Source organism: Paenibacillus sp. FSL H3-0333, assembly GCF_038002805.1.
Lineage (GTDB): Bacteria > Bacillota > Bacilli > Paenibacillales > Paenibacillaceae > Paenibacillus_AQ > Paenibacillus_AQ silagei.
On record NZ_JBBODG010000001.1, the window covers coordinates 4,266,035 to 4,292,162 of the forward strand.

19 protein-coding genes and 1 pseudogene are annotated in these 26,128 nt (G+C 51.6%); 1 reads left to right on the forward strand and 19 read right to left on the reverse strand.

The window, feature by feature from the left end:
* Positions 1-4: 4 nt before the first annotated feature.
* The 10 genes from MHH78_RS19270 to MHH78_RS19315 all read right to left on the reverse strand — a co-directional run bounded on the left by MHH78_RS19270 (position 5) and on the right by MHH78_RS19315 (position 14,319).
* On the reverse strand, positions 5-1,147 hold the full coding sequence (locus tag MHH78_RS19270) for a hypothetical protein (RefSeq protein WP_341168445.1): 1,143 nt from the start codon (positions 1,145-1,147) through the stop codon (positions 5-7).
* Positions 1,144-1,401, reverse strand: a complete 258-nt coding sequence (locus MHH78_RS19275; RefSeq protein ID WP_341168446.1) for an acyl carrier protein — start codon at positions 1,399-1,401, stop codon at positions 1,144-1,146. Before MHH78_RS19275 ends, MHH78_RS19270 begins: the two co-directional genes overlap by 4 nt.
* A complete protein-coding gene (locus MHH78_RS19280) occupies positions 1,385-2,929 on the reverse strand; it encodes a class I adenylate-forming enzyme family protein (protein WP_341168447.1) in 1,545 nt (514 codons plus the stop codon). Before MHH78_RS19280 ends, MHH78_RS19275 begins: the two co-directional genes overlap by 17 nt.
* Positions 2,926-4,722 (reverse strand): ABC transporter ATP-binding protein, encoded by a 1,797-nt coding sequence (locus MHH78_RS19285; RefSeq protein ID WP_341168448.1) that lies wholly within the window; start codon positions 4,720-4,722, stop codon positions 2,926-2,928. Before MHH78_RS19285 ends, MHH78_RS19280 begins: the two co-directional genes overlap by 4 nt.
* A complete protein-coding gene (locus tag MHH78_RS19290; protein WP_341168449.1) occupies positions 4,709-6,082 on the reverse strand; it encodes a glycosyltransferase family 4 protein in 1,374 nt (457 codons plus the stop codon). Before MHH78_RS19290 ends, MHH78_RS19285 begins: the two co-directional genes overlap by 14 nt.
* On the reverse strand, positions 6,045-6,992 hold the full coding sequence (locus MHH78_RS19295) for a DUF6005 family protein (RefSeq protein WP_341168450.1): 948 nt from the start codon (positions 6,990-6,992) through the stop codon (positions 6,045-6,047). The genes MHH78_RS19290 and MHH78_RS19295 overlap by 38 nt, the downstream gene beginning before the upstream one ends.
* A gap of 1 nt (position 6,993) precedes the next feature.
* Entirely contained in the window at positions 6,994-7,266 is a 273-nt protein-coding gene (locus MHH78_RS19300; RefSeq protein WP_341168451.1) for an acyl carrier protein, read from the reverse strand.
* A gap of 26 nt (positions 7,267-7,292) precedes the next feature.
* Positions 7,293-7,574, reverse strand: coding sequence for a phosphopantetheine-binding protein (locus MHH78_RS19305; RefSeq protein ID WP_340952673.1), 282 nt, complete (start codon positions 7,572-7,574; stop codon positions 7,293-7,295).
* Positions 7,567-8,715 carry an AMP-binding protein gene (locus tag MHH78_RS19310; RefSeq protein WP_341168452.1) on the reverse strand — a complete coding sequence of 383 codons (1,149 nt, stop codon included), beginning with the start codon at positions 8,713-8,715 and terminating at the stop codon, positions 7,567-7,569. Before MHH78_RS19310 ends, MHH78_RS19305 begins: the two co-directional genes overlap by 8 nt.
* 267 nt (positions 8,716-8,982) lie before the next feature.
* Entirely contained in the window at positions 8,983-14,319 is a 5,337-nt protein-coding gene (locus MHH78_RS19315) for a sugar-binding protein (RefSeq protein WP_341168453.1), read from the reverse strand.
* 427 nt (positions 14,320-14,746) lie between these two features.
* On the opposite strand from MHH78_RS19315, the pseudogene MHH78_RS19320 reads away from it, so the two are divergent.
* Positions 14,747-15,490, forward strand: a pseudogene (locus tag MHH78_RS19320) (suppressor of fused domain protein).
* An 85-nt stretch (positions 15,491-15,575) separates the two neighbouring features.
* Here MHH78_RS19320 and MHH78_RS19325 read toward each other — a convergent pair.
* The 9 genes from MHH78_RS19325 to arsC form a co-directional block, all read right to left on the reverse strand.
* Positions 15,576-16,925, reverse strand: a complete 1,350-nt coding sequence (locus MHH78_RS19325) for an FAD-dependent oxidoreductase (protein WP_341168454.1) — start codon at positions 16,923-16,925, stop codon at positions 15,576-15,578.
* A gap of 41 nt (positions 16,926-16,966) precedes the next feature.
* Complete coding sequence (locus tag MHH78_RS19330) at positions 16,967-18,595, reverse strand: response regulator (protein WP_341168455.1); 1,629 nt, start codon at positions 18,593-18,595, stop codon at positions 16,967-16,969.
* Complete coding sequence (locus MHH78_RS19335; protein WP_341168456.1) at positions 18,576-20,429, reverse strand: sensor histidine kinase; 1,854 nt, start codon at positions 20,427-20,429, stop codon at positions 18,576-18,578. Before MHH78_RS19335 ends, MHH78_RS19330 begins: the two co-directional genes overlap by 20 nt.
* 60 nt (positions 20,430-20,489) lie before the next feature.
* Positions 20,490-21,983: an extracellular solute-binding protein gene (locus MHH78_RS19340; RefSeq protein WP_341168457.1), complete on the reverse strand. Its 1,494-nt coding sequence runs from the start codon at positions 21,981-21,983 to the stop codon at positions 20,490-20,492.
* A 38-nt stretch (positions 21,984-22,021) separates the two neighbouring features.
* The gene (locus tag MHH78_RS19345; protein ID WP_341168458.1) at positions 22,022-22,903 is read right to left on the reverse strand and encodes a carbohydrate ABC transporter permease; all 882 of its coding nucleotides are present in this window, start codon (positions 22,901-22,903) and stop codon (positions 22,022-22,024) included.
* 13 nt (positions 22,904-22,916) lie between these two features.
* Positions 22,917-23,882: an ABC transporter permease gene (locus MHH78_RS19350; RefSeq protein WP_445668053.1), complete on the reverse strand. Its 966-nt coding sequence runs from the start codon at positions 23,880-23,882 to the stop codon at positions 22,917-22,919.
* A gap of 245 nt (positions 23,883-24,127) precedes the next feature.
* Positions 24,128-24,514, reverse strand: coding sequence for a MerR family transcriptional regulator (locus MHH78_RS19355; RefSeq protein WP_339314436.1), 387 nt, complete (start codon positions 24,512-24,514; stop codon positions 24,128-24,130).
* 22 nt (positions 24,515-24,536) lie between these two features.
* Positions 24,537-25,481: an aldo/keto reductase gene (locus MHH78_RS19360; protein ID WP_341168459.1), complete on the reverse strand. Its 945-nt coding sequence runs from the start codon at positions 25,479-25,481 to the stop codon at positions 24,537-24,539.
* 220 nt (positions 25,482-25,701) lie between these two features.
* Positions 25,702-26,121 carry an arsenate reductase (thioredoxin) gene (gene arsC / locus MHH78_RS19365; RefSeq protein WP_341168460.1) on the reverse strand — a complete coding sequence of 140 codons (420 nt, stop codon included), beginning with the start codon at positions 26,119-26,121 and terminating at the stop codon, positions 25,702-25,704.
* Positions 26,122-26,128 lie beyond the last annotated feature (7 nt).

Sequence of the window (26,128 nt, forward strand, 5' to 3'; positions counted from 1 at the left end):
ATCTTCATTCTCCTTCTTCATTTGAGGAAATAAGGCAAACAAAGGACGGTATTTTGCCGCTGACAGGATCGGCTTCGAGCCTTGAGACGGTGTCTATGGACAAATTCACCGGCTTGCCCGCCGCTTGGTGAAGAAAGGCGGATAGCTTGGTCTGCACGTCCTCGAACTCGCTTGGCGGGGCTTCAGTCGCCAGCCGGACGGAAAAAGAGGTGTACGTATTCTGCACGATCTGAAATTGGCGGACTCCTCTGGCTGCAGCAAGCTCCCAAAAAAACTTGTCCAAATACCGGAAGACGGCGGAATGCACCTGCGCTCCAGGCAGCCGGATCTGGGATGTTCGAATGGGAAGCAGTTGAAGAAGGAGACGGCCGGTTTCAGGGTACCTGCGAATACTTCCGATATCCCCTGTCCGGTAACGGACATAAGGCAGACTCCTCATGATCAGCGAGGTGACCAACACTTCGCCAAATTCCCCCTCCTCTACATGGAGTCCGGAGGCCGGATCGATAATTTCCACATATACGGCAGACTCATCGATTTCCAGTTGTCCGCTCTGATTGGCGAACGCGATACACCAGAACTCTTCCAATCCGTAATAGTCTACGCATGGAACGCGGAACACCTCCTCGATCCGTTCTTTCTGGGAGCCATGCAGCGTTTCGCCCCAGTTCTGGGTAAACAGGAGGGAAGACGGCAACGAATATCCCTCGTCACGCATATATTCGGCCAACGTGCAGAGAGCGGAAGCTCTCCCTTGGATAAAATGAGGATCTTCCCTGATCATCCGTTCTGCATAATGTCTAAGGGACCTGGGCTCCGCCAGCAGACGGTTGCTCAGCAGCAGCATCCGGTGCCTGGACGGCAGCCCCCATTTTTTTCTATGCTTATACAGGGTCAGCGAGAGTGTCCATACCTCCTCCGGGGTTTTCACGCAGCGGAACGGCACTCCGGTAGTTCCCGAGGTGAATGATTCGATCACCCGCCTTGCATCGGGATGTTCGAAAAGGGCGCGGTTGCCTGCGATCAAGTGTTTGTCTGTAATCGGCAGCTGATGGAAATCAACGTCCGTATAAGGGTTATAAAACGGGTACGTCCGGCGCAATTCGCCGGCCAGCTCTTGCAAATGGCCCGGGGTGAACACCTTCATGAAGCCACCTTGCGTTCTACAAAATGCAATACGGCCTGGACGCTTCGGAACGATTCCGGGCGAATATCGTCCACATCCAGCTCAAAGCCGAATGTATCCTCCAGAGCCGACAGAAGCTCCAGGATTTGAATGGAGTCGATTCCCAGATCATCTACCAAAGCATGGCCCAGCTCGACCTCGCTTGTTAGCCTCTTGGCCACAGCGGCTATCGTTTCTCTCACCTTAAAGAGTATATCTTCATGCTCTATGGACATGCTCTTCCTCCTTCACCATAGATTTCAGGGCTTTGCGATCCAGCTTTCCGCTGGCTGTTCTGGGCAGAGCCGTAACGAAGCGGAATTCCCTGGGACGCAAGGCCGGGGATAACCGTTTTACGCACCAGGCATGCAGTTCCGGGCTGCTGAGTGGCTCTGTGGAAGCTGCGGATACGATCACGGCAATCAGACGATGTCCCCATTGAAGATCTTCTACGGCCGACACCGCAGCGTCCGCCACCCCAGGCAAGCTTAATAGGACGCTTTCGACCGCTTCCGGGTACACCGTGTGTCCCCCGACAAGGAGAGCGTTATCGGTTCGCCCGGTCAAGTGCAAATATCCATCCTCGTCCAGATACCCGGTATCCCGGGTATGCAGGCCGAGGGGGCCTAGGATCTCGCGGGTGCGATCCGGATCGTCATAATAGCCGATCATCACATTCGGCCCCCGAACGACCACCTCTCCACTCTCCCCTGTGGCCGCCTCCCTTCCGTCCTGAACGATGGCCAGCTCGACGCCGTTAATGGGTATCCCGGCGGATTGCGGTTTCGTCCTCAACTGAGCGTAGGGCAAATACGAGACGCGCGGAGATGCTTCGGTCAGTCCATAGGAGGGCGTCAGCCGCACGTGAGGCAGACGATCAGCCAAACGAAGCAGCATGACGGCAGGCATCGGGCCGCCGACAATGAGCATCTGCCGGAGCGTGAGCAGATCCTCCGCCGCCCATTTGGCGGACTGGATTAGAGGCAGGATCGCAGACGGCACAGTGCATAAGAAGGTCACCTTGTTCGTACGGACGCACTGGATCATCTCGAAGGGATGCACGAAGCCCCCGCTTAGAACAAGATTAGCTCCAGAGGCCATGGCGGCAAACCATTCCCCAACAATGGTCGAGCAATACCCCAGTGACTTCGAGAGCAGAACGATGTCCTTGTCGCACAGAGACGTGTAGTCCAGGATTGCGTCCACATTGGACAGCATGTTGTGGTCGCTCAGCATGATACCCTTCGGCTCTCCCGTCGAACCGGAGGAGAGGAATATCATACGCGCGGCCTCTGGCGGCGTGTACCGGCGTACCGGCCGCGGAGCGGCGCCGATTCCTGCAACCGGTCCGCTTGCCATACCTGCATACAGGCAGAATGGCAACTCCTCCCCTTGCATGTTCCATTCCGCAAGGATTGGAAGCTTCTCTTCAGAGACGAACACAGCTTCGGGTTCAAATTTGCGGATGAGGCGAAGCATGTCCTGTCCTGGCATGTAGCTGTGGATGGGGAGCGGAATGCCTCCCGCCAAAATGACGGCCCCGATGACAGCCAGACACTCCGGCGTCGGAGCCATCCAGACGGCCCCGATAAAATTCGGACGCAGCTGCTCCTGCTTCAGCCGTTCAGCGAGAAGGTCCATGCGGTTTCCGAGTTCCGCATAACTTGTCCATTCGGACTCGCCGCTTCGTGCCGCGTAAGTGATTCCCCGGTCATGCCTTCGTGCACGTTGAAACAATTCCCTGAGCGTGCCTGTGCCATTCATGCCATAACCCCCTCTTTAGGAGATGCCTGTCCGGCCACAGATGTATCGCGCTCGAAGGTCGATGCCATAGCATAATACTCAGCCGATTGCTTCATGAGCTCTTCGTGGTCGCCTTCCGCCACCAGACAACCGTTCTCCATCACCAGAATACGGTCCGCGTTCATAATGGTTTGCAGGCGATGGGTGGCTACCAGAACCGTCTTGCCCGCCATGGCGTGGCGTATGGAATCCATGAGTTCAATCTCCGTAAGCTGGTCCAAGGCGGAGGTCGGTTCGTCCAGGATAAGAATATCGGGATTGTGCAAGAGGACACGCGCAATAGCCAGCCTCTGCCGCTGTCCGCCAGATAGCTGGAAGCCTTTATGGTCAATCTTCGTGTCGAGTCCTTCCGGCAGTTGATCCAGCAGAGATCCGAGCCGCGCATTCAGGGCTGCTTGCCTGACCATCTCCTCCGTCGCGTCCAGCTTCCCGACAGCAATATTTTCCATAAGGGTGCCCCGGAACAAGTAAGGCTCCTGGAACACGATGCCAACCTTTCGGCTGATCGCGCTGCGGGTCATCTCCTCCAGATTTTGTCCGCCGATGCGAATTTCACCTTCGAGAATGGGCATCATCCCAATAAGCGCCCGGAAAAGGGTGGATTTCCCAGACCCGCTTCGCCCGACGAAAGCATAAACCTTGCCCGGAGACAGCGACAGTGATAGATCCTTCAAGATTTCCGTTCCACCGTACCCGACGCGCAGATTGCACACTTCGATATCGGACGGCGTTGCTTCAAGCTGAGGCTCCCTGGCAGGCGAAACCTGCTTCCTCTCGTTTTCCGAATAGAGATCGATCGGGGTCTGGATGAATTGCTCGATTCTGCCCATTGCAACTTCCGCGCCTTGAAGCTCTCTGAAAAAGTTGTTAATCTGCTGTGCCGGATTCAGAGCGTTTTGCAGATAGGTTACGGAGGCAACCATCATGCCAACGGTCAACACTTGGTGGAGCACCTGATCGCTGCCGATCCAATAGATGGCAGCCAGGATCAGGCTAATCACGAAACCACTGATTTGAAACGACATCACGGCATACAGCGTTTCCCGGGTGCTGGCCTTCACCAGCCCCTTGTACATCGTTTCATTCCGCTTCCGTTCCCATCCCTCAAGTCCTAAAGCCCGGATTTCCTGCGAGCTTTCGATCGCTTCATAGAGATAGGTTCCGATCTCTTCATTATGGGTTCGAACGTCGGACGAATAACGCGCCACAGGGTTGCGGAACAGCCCTGGCACCCATAAGAGGAAAGGGATGCTAAGCGTCGCAACGATGCCAAGCCGCCAGTCCATATAGTACAGGATTCCGAGGGATATCAGCATCATAAACAGCTGTGAGGTAATCTCGACCAGGATGTGGTTGAGGAAATTTCCCATCGTAGCTGTATCCATCCCGAGCAAGGCCGAGAATTTACCGGGTCCGTGCTTCTGAATTTCCGGAATGGGGATCTGCCGGACATGCTTCAACAGCTCGTCCCGGATATCCAGCATATTACAGATGCCCAGATAACGGAACAGACCTACCCGGATAAACAGGAACACGATGGAGAGAACACCTATTCCCAAGGAAAGGCTAAGCAGCGGGACAATCAGCTTACGGTTTCCACCAATCAGCACATGGTCGATCAGATAGGCGAAGATTAAGGGCTGAAGCATGACGAGTCCCAATTGCAGGAACGTGCAAACATAAGCGATCAAGGTTAAATTCCATTTGATTTTCACGTAGGGAGCAAGACGTCGGAACAGTTTAAACGTGTGCATGATGGTTCCTCCCGGCAAAATGTTGAATTAGCGGCTTCACCCTGCGCAGCCATTCCTCCGTGTCACCCTGCGGCTGCCAATCCAGAACCGACAGCGGCGATTCACTCAAACAGCCTGTCGCTTCCAATAAGCTGATATGATAGATTTCGTTCAGCGTTCTCATAGATGATTCCAGCAGGGCGGTCTCCTCCGCCTCACCTGCTATCTGTCTAAGGGGAGTATTCAGGAGCCTCCTGATCTGCGGCATGATGATTCGATAGTCGTACATTAGAGCGCCACGCCGCGCGCCTTGCGAGAGATTGCCGTGAAGCTTCTCATCCAGCAGAACCTCGGTGCAGCTGCGCACCAGCCCGTCCAGATCTATCTTCGGATGTTCACCGGACCAATCTACCTGGACGAAGGAACCGTCCTCGCCTTCAACAAGCAGCTCCCGGAAACCGTCCCAGTTGGTGCAGACCACAGGAAGACCTTGGGCTTTCGCTTCCAGGAGGTTGAAGCCAAACGTCTCTCCCGGATCGGTGGAGAGGTTGACCAGAAGCCTGGATTCCCGGAACAGGCGGTCTTTCTCACTCCCGTGGACGGGACCTGTAAATTCCACGGCTTGCTCCAGTCTATATTTCGCTACGATGGCTTCAAGCCGTTCTTGATACCGGTCAGCTTCCTGCACAGCCCCCGTATATTCTCCGGCAATCGTCAATACCGTGTCCGGGACACGCTGCTTGATTTCCGCCATAGCCTCTAAGAGCACATGAATGTTCTTTACCTCTTCCAGCCGGCCGATGGATAACAGACGTTTACCGGCAAGCGGCCGAACCGGCTCCGCGGCCAGCAAGGTGTCGATGCATAACGGGATCTTATGGGCATGCGCATACCGGGGGGAGAGATTAACCAGCGCCTGTCTGCAAGATTCTGTACTGGCAAGCAGCACATCCTGTTCTGTAATCCAAGGCGCACAGGACAGCCAGGTTGTCAGCCAACGGGCGGATGCGACGGAATGGGCGATAACCATGAAGCGAAGCGGAAGCTTGGCGAAGCTCCGAACCAGCATCAGGAAAGGCATGAAATAAGGAGCGTTCACATAAAGCGTATCGATTCCGTATTCCTCGCATAAGCGGGCCAGCCGCTCCGATGCTTGCGGAAGTGAAGACATCGGCTGCTTGGAGAATTGGCGAAGCGAACCCCCGAAGATCTTGGCAAAGCGCACCGGCGGAATGCGGATGAGCTCCGTATATTCAGCCAGGTACCCTGTCCATTGGTCATCAATCACCCGTTCGTTCAACCGGGGGGAATGGCCGTCGAAGCAGCCCACCCTAGGTCTGCACTCAGCATGCAAATCGAGGCTTCCAGCGGTGATAGACATCGATCAATTCCTCCTTCAGCTGTTGCTCCGTCCTGTGCAGCTGCTCCACCTTATCCACCAGCAGTCCGATTTCTCCGGTTCGTCCCGGCATGGACGTACGGATCGCCAGGTAAGCGAGCGTACTCCACATTCTTATGAATCCTTCCAGCTGCGACTGATACAGCTCCGTCCCTTGATTAAGCGCTTCCGAAAAATATTGATACAGCAGCCCGTAGCTGTATTTGCGTTTGGCGAGGATGCCGAGCTGGGATACAGCATCCTTCAAGGCCCCGGGCGGATACATATCGGGCGACTCCACCGTCTGCATAATCCTCCGCCTCACCGTGCCGGTTAGCGACCGTTCACCCGGATCGGTCTCGATCGTATCCTCGAAGATTCTCGCCACCTCGTGAGCGTCCGGCGCATGGAGCCATTCGGGATGAAGCAGCAGTCCCCCGCCCAGCTCATTGCTTAGAAAAGCATCGTGTACATGGCTCGCGGCCACTAATCCTTCCCACTCAAAATAGCGGTCGTATACCATGAATTGACCGCCCCGCATTCCGTGTACGATGACAAAATGGGGCTGATGCATGGTTTGAAACGTTCTTTTTTGATAGGGCATATGAAACAGATCGAGCTGTACCAAAACAGGAAGCTCCGGATGACGCCGCAGGACCTCCAGGAACTTCTTCAGGTTGACGAGTTTTTCGGCCCCGTAATCATACCACTCCACGGCCCCTTCCCCGTACAGGCGGGTGAACAGCCGCAAATATTCGGACGGTGTGATGTCCGCTGAGAAATAGGTCAGCTTGCCGTCCTCCGTAACGCTAAATGGCGCGTCCCAAGCACCGATATAGAGCGGACGTTCATCCCATCCGGCTTGCTCCAAGCCATAACCGAGTCCGTTCAGAAAGCAATGGGCTTGTTTCACGTCAAACCCCGGTTTTAACGGCCCGTTTGGCCAATATGCGTTGTGAGATCAAGCGCGCGGTGGCGAAGTTCTCCTGCAGAAGCTCGTCGTCCTCGTAAAAAATCTCGTACTGCTGTTCAATCTGCATCATCAGGTTGACCAGCAGCACCGAATCCACGCCTGCATCCTCCAATGGGGAGTCCCCATTCAATTCCTCCGCCAGCTCCGGTCTGGAGGTCAAATCGGCCACCCGGTCAATCACGAATTGTATGATATCCTGTTCATTCACGTTCATCATCATATCCATCCTTTTCTATGATCTTAAGATTTGGTTTCCACTTGGGCGATGGGCTCCCCCTTAAGGGCATGGATGAAATCGACTAAAGAACCGACCGTTTGGAAGACGGCAGGATCCAAATCCTCCTCGGGAACAGTTACGTTGAACACTTCCTCGATGTAGACCACCAATTGGAGTACCATGATCGAATCTACGTTTAAGTCTTCGTACAGCCGGTCTTCCTCTTTAATGACGTCCGGGAGAGCGAGCTCCAATTGTTCGGACATGACCTGCCTCAATTGAGCTATCGTTTGTTCCTTATCCATGAATACCATACTCCTCTTCTACCAATTGTTTTCGCATAACCTTCCCTGTACCCGTCTTCGGAATGTCCTCCGTAAAAGCAATAAAGCCCGGAACTTTATAAGCAGGCAGAAACCGCGCGCACCACCTCTTCACCTCCTCCTGAGACAGCGCATCGCCCTTCCGGACGATTCGGGCTTTGACAGCTTCCCCCCAAACGGGATGCGGAGCCTTGTGCACGACAGCTTCCTGAACGCCGTCCAGCCTCCGGATGACATCCTCCACCTCGGAGGGAGCTACCTTCAGTCCTGACACATTAATCAGATCATCCATCCGGCACTGGACATGAAGCCTGCCGCCCGACCAATATCCCAAATCTCCGGTATGAATCCGGCGTCCGCCAGTAGTAATGATGATTTCATTTGGCTGCTCCGGGGTTCCGGGCCTTTCAATTGCCATATGTTCCAGCAAAATCCCGGCATCCGTAGAACCGGAGGGCCGGTCGCCAAGCGAGATGCAGCCCGCCTCAGAGCACCCGTATTGCTGGATCACCTCCACCCCAGCACCCCCAAGCCTGTTCAGCAGTTCTGCTGACATCGGAGAACCAGAGGATACCATCTTTCTAAGAAGCACCTTCTCTCTCATCAGGCTGAGCAGAATTTGAAAGAGGAAGGGCACCGCATATACCACATGGCGATCATGCTGCTGCATGAGATGCAGGGCGAACTTGGGGTTCTTGTCCGTCACGATAACCGGCTCTACACCGCGCTTAAGTGCGGAAAGCGTGCCTGTGATGAATCCGAAGGAATGGGATACGGGCACCAGAATGATCGGTGTATCCTCCCCGCTGCAGGGCAGCAGCTTGTTGTAGGCCTCGATTTCCATTTGCACATGAGACCAAGACCGTTCCACTAACTTGGGAGCGCCGGTCGTGCCTGAGCTGAATTGAAGCAAGGACGGCTCCCCATTCATCCGATCCAGGCGTGAGTGCAGAGGGTGAAAGACGGTGCTGCCTCCTGCGTCGGTCAGCAGACCCGTACAGCCTGCGTCATCGGCTTGACTGAGAACGGTTTCAATCGGGGTGTCGCCGTTTATCAGAAGCACCGAACCCTCATTCCTAATCATCAGCTCCGTGGCGGCCAGAATATTCGCCGGCTCCTTCATGCATACAGCTGTCCGCCGTTCCTTCCAAACAGAGGAACCCAATAATGCGTATATCGCGTTTATTCGACGTTCCAGTTCATGCTGGTCATAATGTTCTTTATTAACAATGAACATGGGGTCTCCTTTCCCATGAGATTTTTTTACTTCTTTGAGTATTTTCGCCACATAACGACGTTTTCCTTCCCTTGTAGTCAGGATTGCTAAAAAGAGACCCTTCCGGCTGGATCTTGCTCAGCCGAAAGGGTCCGCATGTTTCTGTTTACGCTTTTACTTAGCGAGATATTCGATGAACTTTATAAAGATAGTAGCTACTTCAGCGCGGGTGGCATTGGCTTGAGGGGCAAAGAAGTTGCCCGGCTTACCTGATACAATTCCGATGCCCTGCTGTGCCTGAACGGCCTTCAACGCCCATGAGCTGATTTGACTCTCGTCCGCGAAGGACTTCGATTGACTTTCAGGTATCTCATAGCCCTTGTACTTCATGTAATTGTACAGCATCACCAGCATCTGCTCGCGTGTAATCGGTGAATTGGGTTCAAACAGGTCTGCGTTTATACCGTTGACGATGCCGCTTTCGGCCGCCCACTCGACTGCCGCCGTGTACCACTGCCCATCCGTCACGTCGCTAAAACGGGAATTCGTGTAGCTGGAGCGGTTTACGTTCTCAAGATTGGCCAGTACCTGCACGTACATCGCACGCGTCATTGAGGTGCCCGGTGAGAACGTCGTGGACGTCGTGCCGTTGAAAAGACCGTATGTGTAGGCGGAGTTTACGTAGCTGTAGAACCAGTCGTCCATGTTGACATCCCTGAAAGGATTGCCAGACACCACGAGGAAGCCCAGCGGGGTGTCGTCATCGAACACAAATTCCGTACCCTCATGGATGTTCAGCGACATGCCTTTGTCTAAGCCGGCACTCGCGCCGCCGTGTAGTGTCACTTCGGCGCTCTTGCCCGCCGGAATGGTCACCTTACCTTTTGAGTCTATAGTCGTACCTTCGGGTACCTTAATCTTCGTCCCGCCCTTGGTCACAATCTCGCCGCCGCCGGGCAGGATGGTATTGCCGTTCTTGTCCGTGACCGCGGGCTTATCCTTCGGTGTGTTCACTGTGTAGGTCGGCTTCAACGATCCAGTGACTGTCCCAGTGCTGGTATTGCCCGTATTGCCGGTATTGCCCGAACTGCTGGTATTGCCGGTATTGCCACCAGAAGCACCGGGTACGCTCATTTTTCTCTGCGCGAACATCCAATCAAAGACGTCAGTGTAGTCGTTGTTCCAAGTCGGCAACTTAGAGGACTGCGCTGTAGGCTTAAGGCTCCACTCCTTGTTGGAACCTATATTGGACAGAGTATCTGTGTACCCTGAAATATTGTTCCACAGAACTGAAGCTTCCATCTCATGGCCGGAAGGAATCCAATTGGTTCCATTAACAGGTGCTTCCGCCTTGGTCCATTGGTCATAAGGCCAAACGAATATTTCATTTCTGTCGATGAACGTGTGCCTAGCGTTTTCCAATAGGGGCATTATATTCGCTATATAAGCTTCCGCCCCTGTTTTTATTGTTGAAGAATCAGTTGTGTTAACGAATGACCAGTATGCAAAGTTTTTAAGAGTTTCGGCTTGTTTCGCGTTGATTGATGGTGGATAAGACATAGGCGCCGCGGCTGCGAGCAAATCGGGATATGTCGTCAAGAAAGTATTCGTATAAGCGGATCCCATAGAGAAGCCTGCCATGTAGATACGGTTGGGGTCAACAAGTCCCTTACTTACCAGATCATCGATATAAGCCTTTAAGGTAGCGGGTGTTGCCTGAACGTTGTTTTGAGCCCGCAAAGCGATGATATGACTAGCGTATTTAGCGTTCTTCTCCATTTTTTTCATAAGCGCGGTGGCTCCGTTGGCGGACCTGATGGGCGCAAAGGTATCCCCGTCCTGTGTACCGCCGCGGGTAGAACCGTGAGCGTAAATGTAAAGGGGAAGCCCTTTTACCGGAACGCCGTTGCCGTCCTTATGAATATAGAGTCCATACTGCATCGCTTCCGCTTTGTCAATTTTGGGACCCACTTCAAATTTGTCGATGATTTCATTAACGGTACCTGACTGTGCGAAAGACGACTTAACAATGGCGGCCTTGCCATCAAGCTTGATATCGCCACTAGATACAATGTTGTAATTCTGGACGGTGGATTTGGATGCTTCCAAAGTGGACTGTCCGCCGGTTAATGTCCAAAATTCCAATTCTACAACGATGTAGCGGCCTTTAGTAAGTCCAGCTTGATAATCAGGAGAGTTCTGGTTCACACCCTTATACCCTCTGGGTCTAGGTTCGTCATTGACGTATACTCTACTGACGGTGCGTGTGCCTTGATATGCCAGGCTACCGTTGAACAGAGTATTCCTCGCCGAGACTGTAAACAGATTTGAACTAAGGCCGGCACCCACAGCTTCATTTCCCGCACCCAGATCAATGATAACGGCTGTGGTAAATTCTCCGGTGGCAAAGTTATCATTGTATACGATAAAGTTAAGTAACGTTGTGGCCGGATCGGGTTTGAATGTAACATGGATTACCTTGTCATCGGTGTTCACGTTATTCAAGGTATAGGTATTGTTTGCAATCTCTACAGACTCTCCATTTACAGTTACAGTATCCACGACATAACCGCCGATCGGAGTGAATGTAAAGGATTGGCTTCCGCCGTCAGCTACCCGAATCAAGCCGGATGGCGAGATGGTGCCGTTTAATCCTGCCGTGGCGTTAACGGGGTGTCTGGTTACCGTGGAGCTCCCAAGCAGCAGCAAGCTATTCTTGAAACTGTCAGAACTGCCATAACCCGCGTCGGGCTTACCTAAAGCGGATACAACCTCATAACGGTCATTCCCTGCACCCGTTGAGTTATTGATGTACACATCAAACGTAATCGGGGAATTGCTCGTGAATTCAATGGTTCTTCTAGGTATCTTCACTTCCGCGATATACCCGGTATCCGTTCGTGTAACTGAACCGTCGCGGCCCTCAGCGGCTTGACCTGAGAAAATACCGCTTGCGCCAATACGCCACTGGTTTGAGCCACTTTTTCCGTCACCGACATAAAATTCCACGCTGTCGGTCATGTACTCAGTGCCAGGCGTGTGACCGGTGCACACATTCGGATCTGTAACCACAACGCGTGCATACAGGAAGTCTTCGTCCCAAAATACTTTGGCTTTGCCGGTGGCCTTGGGGCCTATCTTCTGGTCGGGTGCGCTACTGTTGTTGATGTCAAACGCCGCAGCTTGTTCCCACAGTTTGTCGTTAGTGCCCAATACAGGTGAACCGTATCCGGCAACAGGCCGATGGTTTGCTGTGGTCTGCGCGAACATCCAATCAAAGACGTCAGTGTAATCATTGTTCCAAGCCGGCAAGTTAGAGGACTGCGCTGTTGGCGCTATGCTCCAAGTCCCCATCGTTATGTCATTGTAAAGAACAGCCGCTTCAACTTCATGCGCCACCGAATCACTCAAGGCAGGCGAATGGTTCGGATTCGGTTTCTGATTCGGCTGATCAAATTGATTGTAAGGCCATATAAGAGCCTCGTTGCTCTCAAAGCGCGAAGCTCTCGCGTTGATCATTTTCGGCATATTGGTGGTTATGAAGTTAGCGAGGTTAGTCTGGTATACTCCAACGTTATACTCATTGATAAACATCCAATAGGCCAGGTTGGTGTGAACGTAGTTGGCGTTCGCGTTCGGTGAGCCGCTTACCGGAGACATAGGTGCGGCGGACGCGAAGAAGCCGGGATAAGCGTTAATTAAGCTGTTCGTATACTGACCGCCCCATGAGAAGCCCGCCGCGTAAATACGGTTAGGGTCTACTGCACCGCTGGCAACCAGGTCATCTATAACCTTCTTAACATTGGCTGTGGAGGGAGTACTCGTGCCATTATAGGAAATATTCAGGATATGGCTGGCGTATTTCTCGGGGGACTTTTCCATTTTCTTCATCAGAGCGACCGAGCCATTCGCGGATTTCATCGCCGCTTTTGGGTCAGTCGCAGCGCTTGTGCCGCCGCGTCCCCTGCCGTGGGTATAGACATACAGCGGCAAGCCCCGCGACACTTCACCGTTTCCATCCTTGTGAAGGTAGAGCGCGCGATTGACCGAATTGCCCGTAGGTGCTGTAAATTGGTCAAGGATCGGATTCACAACTTTTTCCTGTTCAAAAACCGCGTAGTTAAGCGGATCCCCTTCTGTCAGTAAAATCTCGCCGTTTTGGACGACGCTGTAAACCTGTTTTGTTGAGTTCATGTTGCCATCCAGTGTTATATTGCCGCCGCTCTCTGAATAAAACTCAAACTCAACTACGATGTAACGGCCGCGTTCCAGTCCCTCCTGATAATCCGGTGAACGGCTTACCGTCCCCAGATAGCCGCGTACCTTCGGTTCGTCATTGGCGTATACCCTAGTGATCTTGCGCGTCCCTTCAAAGGTTACCGAGTCGCCGTTCAGGGTCGTGTTCCTGGCCGAGACGGTAAACAAGTCCGGATTAAGCTTGGAGCCTTCCGCCGACTTCCCTTCGCCTAAGTCTATGATGACAGCCGTCGTGTACTCGCCACGGGCGAAGTTGTCATTCCATACGATAAAGGGGAGCACCTCCGCGGCCGAATCATTTTTGAAAGTCACCTGAAGGGTATGGTTAGCGACAACATTTGAGAAGGTATAAGTGCCGTCATCGGATAGAGCTGCGTCCTCTCCGTCTACCTTTACGGTATCTACAATTTTGCCGTAATCGGGGGTAACCGTAAAGGTTGTGTCTGAGCCGCTAGCTATTCTCAGAACATTGCCGGGTGCGTTCGGCGTTATTCGGCCGCCCGATTCCGCCGTGGCGGTGATTGAGAATCTCTCGTCCGCTCCACTAGCGGCAATGAGATTCAGGCTGTTTGTATAAGAAGCAGCATTGTTGTAAGCCGCGTCCGGAATTCCGAAACAGGAAACGACTTCATAGCGGTCACCGCCCTTTTCCGACGAGTTATTGATATATACTTCAAAGGTAAACGGGCCTGCCTGCAAGTTCAAGGTTCTTTTAGGGATTCTCATCTCCACGATATAACCTGTGTCCGTGATCTCAGCCCACGCAGCTCTGCCCGGAGCGTTTTGCCCTGAAAACACGCCCGTTGCGCTGATGCGCCATTGATTCGCGCCTTGGGTTCCGGCGCCGGCATAAAACTCCAGGCCGTCGTACTGATAATCATTGCCGGGTCCCTGATATAGATTGCTATCCTCCACGACTACGCGGGCATACAGATAGTCTTGGTCCCAAAGAATCCTGGCTGTGCCTGTGGAATGGGGCCTGGGGTCGCCGGGCACAGTGCTTTTGTTGATAAGATGCTCCATTGTCAGGGCCCACAGCGGGTCGTTTGACCCGAGTTCGGGAGTTCCAAAAATGGCGGTAGGCGTTTCATTTGTCTGCAAGCTTGTAAGATCTGTAGAACTGCTGTCGCTATTAAGTGCTTCTGTATATTCGTTGTTGTCAGTGGCGGCGGCAAAGCTGGCAGGCATTAGTGACGCCACCATTAGCAAGCAACATAGGAACACGAGCATTTTGCCAAATCGTTTTGACATCATTGAAAATCCTCCTTTTTTCGATCCGTGCACCCACGGCTTACCCATATCGTAAACACCAAGGCTTCAACAGCTTACTTCATCGCAGCGAATATAACAGCGCTTTCATAATTTCCTCCTCCATAAATTAGTTGTTATTTCACCCTATGTAGAATTTCACAATTTATTCAAGTATCAATCTACATGGGCGACATTCAAGTTGAGTTTTACGGCTCCGATCTCAATAATTTCGTTTTGTCTTTTGCGGTCATTTTACCAACAGATGGCTTCCAGATCAAAAATGATATAGTTCATATATGCTCCTTTTGTAATTCGAATCGATAGACCCATCGCTCCGGGGCTATGTCTTTTGTTATACTTCCAAGTGAGGTTTCAAACCATCTCTCATCTAGAATCAGGAATATAAACCCACACAGAGGAGCGCAAAGACATGAGCTTTTTCAAAAAACTGTTTGGCGGCAATGCGATGGGCAAATCGGAAGACGGTACCACCATTTATGGTTATGACGCTCTGGATCAGCAGTAGATTACACCTCCCTCCAATATTTTGTATATGGAAGATTTAAACGAACATTTTAATCGGGTCTTTCCAAACCGGGAAACCGGCGTGTTCCATGAACTGATTTCAGACATCGTACATATTGATGTGAATATTATGGAAGCTACACCCGATGAGCCATACCGGGTGCTGTACACCAATGGGATGAGCGATCTGCCGATGACGCTCCCGCAGGAGATCCGTGAAGAGTACAAGCATCTGGAACGCGCGGAGCTGATGATGTTTTTGCCGGCGGACTGGCCGCTTACGCAGGAGGATTTCGAAGCGGAGGAGAACTACTGGCCGATCCGGCTGATGAAAATGCTTGCCCGATTCCCGCATATGTATCAGACATGGCTTGGCTACGGCCATACGATCCCCAACACGGAGGATTACGAGCCTTATGCGGATAACACGGAGCTGTCCGGCGTGATCCTGTATGCTCTGCCGGAAGAGGTCAGCACCGTCCATACGAAAGACGGCAATCAGGTTCAGGTTTATTTCCTGGTTCCGCTTTTCCGGGAAGAAATGGAGTTCAAGCTGGAGTCCGGCATGGACGAACTGATGGCCAAGCTGTTCGAGCTTCCAGAGGATTTCCTCATTCTGAATCCGAATAGACGCAACGCGTGTAAATAACTGGCCCGGATGAACAGGTTAGAAAAAGCTTTAAAAGGCTGAGCCTAAGTCAAGAATATGACTTTGGGCTCAGCCTTTTTATTTCCTAGTACCGCTCATTGATCTGCTCTCCTAACCATGCGCCTTGGCGGACAAGTCTGCGCTGCAGGTCCGTGATGTCGATACTTCGCGTTTCCCGCGTGCCCTTCTCAGCCAGAATCGCCGCGGCCGTACCGGAGGCTTCGCCCATGGCAAAGCAATTCGGCATGACCCGGGTGGAGCCTTGGGCTGCTCTATCGGTTGATATCGCTCTGCCGGCTACGATTACGTTCTGAATGCCGACCGGAAGCAAAGCGCGATAAGGGATGCCGTGCGACTCTCCCGGCGATAGACGTACCATCGTCATGCCGCTCGTAGGCTTTGCCATATGAATATCAATAAAGTAGGCGTTTCGGGCAATATCGTCCGGGAACGAACGGCACGCCAGAAAATCGTCGGCGGTGACGATATAATCGCCGATGATCCGGCGGGTTTCCCGAATGCCGATCTGTTCGCCCGTCAACGTCAGGAAAGCGTTCTCAAATCCGGGAATCGCTTCCCGCAGCCAACCAGTAATGTGTTCAACAAGCGCGCGGCCTTCGATTGCTCCGCGGGTCAGATCATCCGTATTTGAACCATCTATCCCGAATACATGCCCGAAATTGAAGCCTGCCGTCTGATCGTTTAGCCAGGAAATACCGGCCCAATCTCTCGCGACGCGCAGCCGCCCTTCACGCTTCGCCTTGTTGATTGCATGTTTCAGATCGTGACTGTGCGTCTCAACACTTGAGAGAAATTGGTTCCGGTCCAGGTTATTCAGAACGAAGCACATCGTCCCCGGCTGCAGCTCTCCATCATCTCCACCTTTGGCGAATTGCCCGCCCGCAAGATAGGTGAGATCCGCATCGCTCGTTGCATCAATGTACAGCTTCCCCTTCACCGCCTGGGTTCCGGTCTTGTTGTTAATGATCGCTGCTTCAATGACGCCGTCCTGTTGAAGAACTTGACCGACGAATGTATGATACAGCACTTTAACGCCAGCCTCCATCATCTTCTCGTCCAATAGGCGCTTTAGAATTTCCGCATCAATCGGCACCCAATCCAGCCGGTCCTTCCATGCTTCCTGAAACCTCTCCTCCATCTTGCTCTTCATATCAAGCAGAATTTCCAGCCCAATCCCACGGATTACCGGCTTGATCTGATCGGTATACGGGCAAAATGCAGGAACCTGAGAGACCGTTGCCATGCCGCCCAGGTATCCCCTTTGCTCTATCAGCAATACGGATGCCCCGTTTCTTGCCGCTGCGAGCGCTGCCGCTACTCCTGACGGTCCTCCTCCGGCAACGACAACATCCACTTCCGTGTAGACAGGAATATCGCGCTCGGGTATTTTAACGGTTAGTGCCATATCGGTCATTCTGACCACCTCCACCTGATTTCTTCCATTGCAGCTTCAACTTACATCGAACGCGGTGAGACCGAACGCTCTTGTTTTTTTAATTCACTCGGGGCTACGCCCCAATATTTACGAAACACTCTGGCAAAATAACTGACATCACGATATCCCGCCGCTTCTGCTGCATCATACACCTTAACGCCGCTGTGTAAGAGCTCTTTGGCATGCTCCATACTCCGCTTCAGGAGAAATTCTGAAATGGATTTCCCTTCCTCCCGCTTAAAGAGCCGGCTAAGGTAAGAGGGATTGACATATAATCTTTCGGCCAGCGTGTGCAAGGTCAGTTCTTCTTTCCCCAGCATTTCCTCCACGGCCTCGATCATTTGTTTAACGAGCCGATGGCTGGAATGCTTTCGTTCGCGTTCCCGGTATTGGGTAATGCGGCTGGCCACTCGTTTGGACCATTCCACGATTTGCTCTTTGGAGAGCAGGGATTCAAAGGACAGAAACATCGAATAATCCTCTTGCAGCACCTCCTGCATCGACCAGCCCCGCGATTGAATCATACGTGTAAATAAGCTGCTCAAATACAGCAAATGCTCGTATACCTTTGGGGTTGAGACAGCCTGGGAGTATACGTCCTTGAAATAGCAGTCTATCAGCTCAGCAACCACTGCCGCGTGATCCGTATGAACCGCAATCTCCAGCTGCTTTTCGAACTCAGCGTCATAATGAAACGGCTGCTCCTTGTTGGTTACGTCCAGGTAAGGAACGAACACCTCATGTCCGTAAATGGCCCGTTCCTGCAGCGCACGGCGTGCCTGCCGGTAGGACAGCGAAACATGATCCCATGAGCCTGGGGTCCCGAGTCCGGCGCTGGCGGTAAGCTTCAGACACTCATTAACAATGTTAAAGAGACGGGGAACGTCAACATTGATCCGCTGGATGATATCTGGAACCGATTCCTCCGGCTGTCCCAAAAAGAGCAGCACGGTTGCTCCGTCCGCATCATTAAAGACCCGGCAGTCTTCATGCTGCAAACATTCAGCCGCTATGCATTCCAGTGAAAACTGCAGCAACGCTTGATCCGAAGACGTAAATCGTTCTCCTTGCTCGTGAATCGGATCGATTTCACATACGGCTACAGCAAACCAAGTATAGAGGGCAAGCTCCAGATTCAGCTCCTCCATATGCTTCTTGAGCTCCCAGTCCGCATACCGGCCCTGTATCCAGTTTCTATAAAAGTCATCCTGGAGCTGAGGCAGGCGGTCATGCCATTTCCGCTCCAGCTCAATCATACTGTGCTTTTCCATCAGTTCCGTTCGGATCTCTTCCGCAGCCGCAAGAATAGCATTCAAGATTTCATCGTCTCCGGCCGGCTTCAGCAAGTACTTCATGACGCCAAGCCCAACAGCAGCCTGCGCATACGGGAAATCGTCATGGCCGCTTAAAATCACGAATTTCATGTGCGTTTCCTGCTGCAGCACCGTTCTCGCCAAGGTCAACCCGTCCATCTCCGGCATCTCGATATCGAGCAGCACGATATCCGGCTTCCTGCGCTCGATCATGGACAGTGCTTCTAAGCCGTTCTCGGCAAGCGCTACCACTTCGATGCCATGCTCATTCCACGGTATATTGTTAGCCAGACTATTCAAAATTCGAATTTCATCTTCAACAATCATGAGATTCATGTTCCGCTTCCCCTCTCTCCTCCCGGCAGCGGTCTGCCGGTAAATCGATGACCGCCGTCGTTCCGTTCCCTTCCTCGCTGACGATCTTCAATTCCGCCGTCTCCCCATAGTAAATGGCGATTCGAGCCTGGACATTGAGCAGCGCAAAAAACTCGGAGTTCTTCTCGGGGGGTGTCGTGTAATCCCCGAATCTGATTCTCGTCAAGGCCTGTTGAATCCGCATAAGCCTCGGCCTTGGAATCCCTTTTCCATTATCGGTTACCTGGATGATCAGCCGGTCATTAGACACATCGGTGCGAATGCTTAATACTCCGCCTTTTTTTCGTTTCTCCAATCCATGCAATATGGCATTCTCAACCAGCGGCTGAAGCAGCAGCTTCAGAATATGCAAATGATGGCTATCCCCGGAAGCGCAGTACCCCACCGTAAACCGCTCGGCAAAACGGATTTGCTGAATGCGAATATAGTATTGAAGGTGCTTGAACGTTTCCTCCACCGTAAACGACTCCTGCCCTTTGCTCAAACTGAGCCTGAAGAAGTTCGACAAGTTCAATACCATTGTACTGATCTCTTCCGCTTCATAATTTTTGGCTGTCCAATAAATCGAATCCAGCGTGTTGTACAAAAAGTGGGGATTAATCTGAGCCTGCAGAAATTTGAGCTCCGTCTTGGTCATTCTGAGCTGTTGCTCATAGATATCCTTGATCAGATGACGCTGCTGACTCGCCGTTTCGTTGAAAGCATCCGTTAAATACCCCAACTCGTCCTGCCGCCCGTTCTCCAGCCTGATATTCAGATTGCCTTTACGCAGCTGCCGCATGCCGGACACAAGTCTTGATATCGGAGAAGCAATTCCGCTGTAGATAAACCAGGCAATCCAGACGGCAAGCACGACGCTGAGTGCAATAATGCAGTACGCAAAAATTTGCAGCGGCCTCGACTTATTGTAAATCTCACGCTCGGGCTGGATCAGCAGCAGCGACCATCCGCTTCGGGGAGAAGTCACCCGCAGAATCAAATTTTTCTCATCCGTTTCCGGGGTTTCCCGGACAACAACACTGCCTGGCTGGACGTCCTTCCATTCGAAAGACAACGTTTCTGTAGAAGCATTCGATACGATCAACCGCTCCCGGGCATCAAACAGATAGACCTTGGAGCTGCTGTTCGCCAGCAAATGGGACAACGAGCGGAGCAATTGATTCTTCGAAATCGACAGCATGAGGACATTTTCGCCTTTTTCGGCGCGATAGAAATCCATAAGTCTCATCATAATCAGCTGATTCCGGTTATAGATAGGATCCGGGTGTCCGGACAAATTCTCTTCATGGCGTTCTGACAAGTAGTATATGCTTGCGCCATTTGCCTTCAGGGCCTCATCGTACCATGGTTCAGGGTCTTGGGATTCACGGTGCAGCAGCCCGAGCTTGGTTGCGATCAGCGAGTTGGAGGGACGATGATAAATCATGGCGTCGCTTAAATATTCATTGACCATGGTTATATTCGTAATCTCTTCCATGACACGCGTGAAGTCCATAATCGCTCCGGAGGTCAGGGTCTTCTCCTGATGAGACAGCAGGGTGGATAAATTAGTATCGGTTGCGATCAAGGTGGACAGATTATGGATGCTCTTTAAGGTCAGGTCAACAAACTCCACAGCGGAGTTCATGGCACTGAGCGTGCGCTCGCCAAGCTCCTGCTCCAAAATCCGCTGAGACTTTACATTGGCAAACATGCTGAACGCCACCAGCGGCAGCAGGATGAGAAGAAAATAACAGGTTAGCCTAAACTGAATCGACTGCTTCAAGACGCTGCGGAATTGCGTCAGCCACTTCATACGATTCCCCCACGATACATGCTGCCTTCATTATAGCTTAGACCCCGTTATCCGTCCTGTTCATTGCCCGTTGACTTCCTTCGTCATTTCTTCGCCGCCGTTTTTCTTCCAGTCTTCAACAAATTGATCAAAACTGTCTACCGGCTGCTGGCCTATGATGATTTTCGTGAAGGCTTCGACCTCCATTTTGGACAGCTTAGGTCCGTATTTACCCATTCCAGGCGTCGGTACGCCCAGATATTGATTACGGATGGCAACCTTGTTAATCTTGTCGACAATCTCATTCAGCTTAAACTCCATACCAAGCGAGTCCAGACGTTCTCTGGATACTTCAGAATTAAACGGTACAATCGCTTCGCCGAGCGTGAGCCGGTAAATATGCTTGTTGTGCTCATCAAAGTTCGTAACCACCTTTCCGTCCTCCATATTCCATACCTCGCCCTCAAATCCGAGCATGAGTGTGCGGTATCCGTCTCCGATCATGAAATCAAGCATCTTAATCACAGCCTCCGGATGTTTGCTCGTAACCGGAATCACATTAAATCCGGAAACATAGCTATTGCCCCAGGTTCCCTGCTTCCCGTCAGGTCCGGTTGGATATTCGAGGGTAATCCACTCTGCATTGGGATCATTTTTCTGGTTGGTCAGGATCGGGCCGCGGGTATCATACCAGTTCCCGGAGAACAGGCCCACTTTGCCGCTGGCGACTTTCTCGTCAACATTGGCCATCTTATTTAAAGCCCACTCGGGATCAATCAGCTTTTCCTTATAGAGATCGGCAAGATAGCTTAGTGCTTCCTTCATTTCCGGCAGTGTGCTGGAATTCACCAATTGCCCGTCCCGTTCAGTCCATTGCCCCCGCTGGATTCCCCATGCCCCGATAAACGGAGCTACTCTGCCGAGGTTTTCCTGCAGGATCAGGCCAAACGTATCGTCTTTGCCGTTTCCGTCCGGATCATCCTGCGCAAAAGCGCGAATCACCTCTTTGTATTCTTCCAGCGTTGCCGGCGGTTTGAGCCCCAGACGGTCCAGCCAATCCTTGCGTGCAAACATGATTTCATTGCCCGGGATCGGGTTCAGGCCGGGAATCGCATAGATCTTTCCGTCCACGGTGACAACCTTCCAGGCTTCCTCCGGGATACTTTTCTTCAGATTCGGTCCATATTCGTCGATTAAATCATTCAGAGGGGTAAGGGCCTTCTGCCGGACATAGCTTTCGAACCAATTGGCATCATAGGACAGGAGCATATCCGGCAGATCATCGGAGGCCATAATCACGTTCAGGGCATCCCCGTAACCGTCCGCTGGAGGCGTGATCAGCTTGATGTCCAGGCCCGTGTTCTCGCGGATGTAATCAATATAAGGATTATTGTTCTCGTCCATGCCTGGCGGGAACTTCCGTCCGGCATTGCTTAATACGATATCAATGGCCTGACGTTCTTCCTTCCCTTCGGCCCCTCCCTCCTTCGTGCCTGATGAACACGCAGACACCAGCAGCATGGAGGTCACCGCCAGGATGGATACGGATCTTTTTACAAAGATTGAGACTTTCATATAACAATCCCCTCTCTTATCTCATGTTACATGCCGTTCTAGCCTTTTACCGATCCAAGCATAATTCCTTTGACAAAATGCTTTTGCAGAAACGGATACACGATCAGGATCGGAACTGTGCTGGCAATCAGCGCCGCAGCCTTCAAGGACTCCAAGGCCAGCAGGGTGCTGTCGATATTGGCGGCGTACCCGTTGTTATTGCTGATGTTCGATTGATTGAACATGATCAGCTCACGCAGATACACCTGCAGCGGGAAGAGATTCCGGTCCGTCACATACAGGACAGTGTCAAAGAAGGCGTTCCAATGTCCGACCGCATGGAACAAGGTAATCGTTGCAATGACCGGCATGGATAACGGAACGACGATCCGGATGAGCGTTCCGATATTGGAGGAGCCGTCAATCTTGGCTGATTCCTCCAATTCGGGCGGCACGCCTTGAAAGAAATTTTTCATAATAATAACATTGAACGCGCTAACCGCTCCAGGAATGATATAGACCCAGAAGGAATTCAGCAGTCCGGTCGCTTTCACGACCAGAAAGGTTGGAATCATGCCCCCGTTAAACAGCATTGTGAACACAATCAGGAACATGATGGCTGATCGTCCTTTAATATAAGCCTTGGACAGCGGATAGGCCAGCATACAAGTGATCACCACATTTAACAGCGTCCCGATGACCGTGCGCAGCAAACTGACCTTGAAGGCGTTCATAAAGGCATGCTCGCGCAGTACCTTCACATACGCTTCGAAACTGAAATCCACCGGCCATAACGTCACCCTGCCCGATGTTATCGCCTGATGACTGCTGAAAGACTGGGCCACGATATGCAGGAATGGGAGAAGCGCAAGCAATGCAATGAAACCCAGGGCCAGGTAATTAAGCCTCGATGCCAGATGTTCCCCCCTAGTAAGTCTCATAGATTCACCCCCTCTACCATAAGCTGTCCTGGCCAAGCTTTCTGGCGGCTTTGTTGGCGAGGACGACCAATATCAGACTGATGACCGATTTGAACAACCCGACAGCGGTAGTAAAGCTGAATTGGCCCTGCGTAATTCCTGTCCGGTATACATAAGTCTCGATAACATCGGCCACATTGTATACCAGCGGATTGTAGAGCACAAAGATCTGTTCGAACCCGACATCCAGAACGCTCCCGAGGCGCAGTACGAACAGGATCACGATGGTCCCGATGAGCGATGGCAGGGTGACGTGGATCAACTGCTTCCATTTGCCCGCGCCGTCTACGACAGCGGCCTCGTAGATTTGTGGATCGATCGATGCCAGCGCAGCCAGATAGATGATGGCCCCCCATCCCGCTTCTTTCCAGATATCGCTGACCACAAGCACCGTTCTGAACCATTCCTGACTGCCCAGGAAGAAGATCGGCTCCAAACCGAGCATGCCCAGAAACTGATTGACGATCCCCGTTGCCGGGGACAGCACGTTGATCAGAATGCCTCCGATGATGACCCAGGACAGAAAATGCGGTAAATAGACAAGCGTCTGGACCCCCCGCTTATACAGCATGTGCCGGACTTCATTCAGCATCAGGGCCAGGATGATCGGACCCGGAAATCCCCAGATCAGCTTGTACAAACTGATCAGCAGCGTATTTTTGAATACCGTGTAAAACTCGCTGTCCGTAAACATATTTTTAAAATGCGTAAGTCCCACCCATTCACTGCCGCGGATGCCGGCAAAGGCGCTGAAATCCTGAAAGGCAACGATGATGCCTCCCATGGGCACATATTTAAAAATGATAAAATACGCGAGTCCCGGCAGCATAATCAGGTATAGGTCCCAGTACTTTTTCAGGGCCTGAAACCGCTCCGGCTTTACCGTACGAAGGGGATGGTTCTCGGGCTGCCGATCCGCCGCTGCCAAATCTGAATCCATAGGATACCTCCTTTACCCTTAGTCATTTTGTCTTATCCATGTGGTATTCTCATTGTACCTGCCGTTTGGCATTTGCTTTAAGGCCATTTGCATGACCTTTTAGGTGAATTTCTTGACCACTTGACCGGGAACAACAATATTCCAAACCAAAACTCACCATCTGCGCTACTATACATACAGAAAAAAAGCTGGCTAATAAGCCAGCTTCTAGTCCATCCAGTATACTTAGTCTTTTTCTTGTTCTTTCAGGCCTCCCGCCTGGTATCTTTTTCCCAGGAACGGTAGTAATCAATTTTATCCCGCAGAATATCCAAAGTCTGATGAATCGTCTGAACCTGCTCGATTAATTTCCGCTCATGCTCTTCTAGAAGTTGTCTGCGCTGGGGAATGCCCTCATTGCCAAGCCGCATCATATCAGCGAACTGTTGCATAAGTGCAATCGGCATTCCTGTAGTCTTAAGTTTTGCGAGTAGTACGATCCATTCAAAATCATGCTCCCGATATATCCGATGACCATTCTCGGCACGGGGGATAGGGTCCATCAGACCGATCCTTTCGTAATAACGGAGGGTATGTACGCTTAACCCCGTCATCTCAGCTGCCTGCTGAATGGTCAGTTCTTTACCGGTCATAACGAGTACGCTCCTTTCAACTTCAGTTCAATTGATCAAGCTGTTCTGGGCTAATTTGGAGCTGAGGTGCCCCCAGATTTTCTTCTAATTGCGCTAGACCGCTTGCAGCAACAATGGGAAGAGCTCTCGGATGCTTGTGCAGCATCCAAGCCAGGACAAGCTGATTCGGTGTCGCTCCCAGCTCTCCGGCAACCTTCCTTAGCGTATGCAATCGGGTCATCTGATCCTCTCTCCGATATGCATCGGGTAGGACAGCTTCCTTTTTGTTGTATACGCCTCCAAGGAGGGGGGAATACGCCAAGAGCGTAAAATCATCGTGTTGACTGCAGTAAGCAAGTAAATCCTCATCCGTACTGACCTGCACTCCGAAATTCGCATCCGCTTTAGGCTGCAAATACGTATATCGCTGCTGGATGCAGCAATAGGATTGCCATCCTTTTGACTGACTGACCGCTTTGGCCTCAAGGAGCCTGGACAGCTGGTAATTGCTGCAGCCTATAGCCCTTACTTTACCCGATTTGACCAAGGAATCAAAGGTCTCCAAGGTTTCCTCAAGTTCAGTTTCGTTATCGTCTACATGAGCATAGTATAAATCTACATAATCTGTTCCAAGCCTCAGCAAACTTTCGTCAATCTCCTTCTCAATCGCTTGGCGGCCTAAGCCTTCCATTTTTTCGCTTTTCGGCACGACCGGTTTCGCTCCCACTTTGGTGGCCAAAATGATCTGATGTCTGTTTTTTCTTTCTTTCATCCATTCGCCAAGCAAAGCCTCGCTTTCTCCGCCAACACAGCCTTCGTTCCAGATCGCATAATTATTGGCTGTATCCAGAAAGTTTCCCCCTGCTTCAAAAAAATGATCAAGCAGCTGGAAAGAGGTTTTTTTGTCAGTTCGCGATCCAAAATTCAGACAGCCCAAAGAATAAGCACTTACCAGCATTCCTGTATTCCCCAACTTAAAATGCTTCACACGATATCCTCCCTTTAACAAATTGAATGAACTTCCACTTTTTTGCATCGTACGTGACCAGTATAAAAGTTTAAGTGCACTCTAAGTCAATACTACTAATCTAATATCCTTCTCTATTTTTAACAATGCAAAAACACCTCCAAAACTCCATATCTTACGACATGAGTGCTTCTCTTGAAGGTGTTTTTTAGTTGGAAGCCTTCTAGTCTCCCCTATCTCATTATTTACCTGTTTCAGCGAATTGCTTGATGCGCTCGCCCACTTGATCACGAACCCGCTGGAAGACTGCCCACTTCTCTTCATCAGTTCCCTGCGCTTTTGCAGGATCATCAAATCCCCAGTGCTCACGTTGTACTTGAGGCGGAGTAATTGGGCACTTATCTGCGGCATCTCCACACAAGGTAATGACGAGATCGGAGCTGTTCAGCAGCTGCGGATCGATAATATCTGACGTTTGCGCTGAGATATCTATACCTACTTCGCTCATCGCCTGAACGGCTTTCGGATTCAAACCATGAGCCTCAATGCCAGCACTGTATACATTCCATTCATCACTCATGTATTTCTTGGCCCAGCCTTCAGCCATCTGGCTCCGGCAGGAGTTTCCTGTACACAAAAAGTAAATGGTTTTCTTATCCATGAGTCAC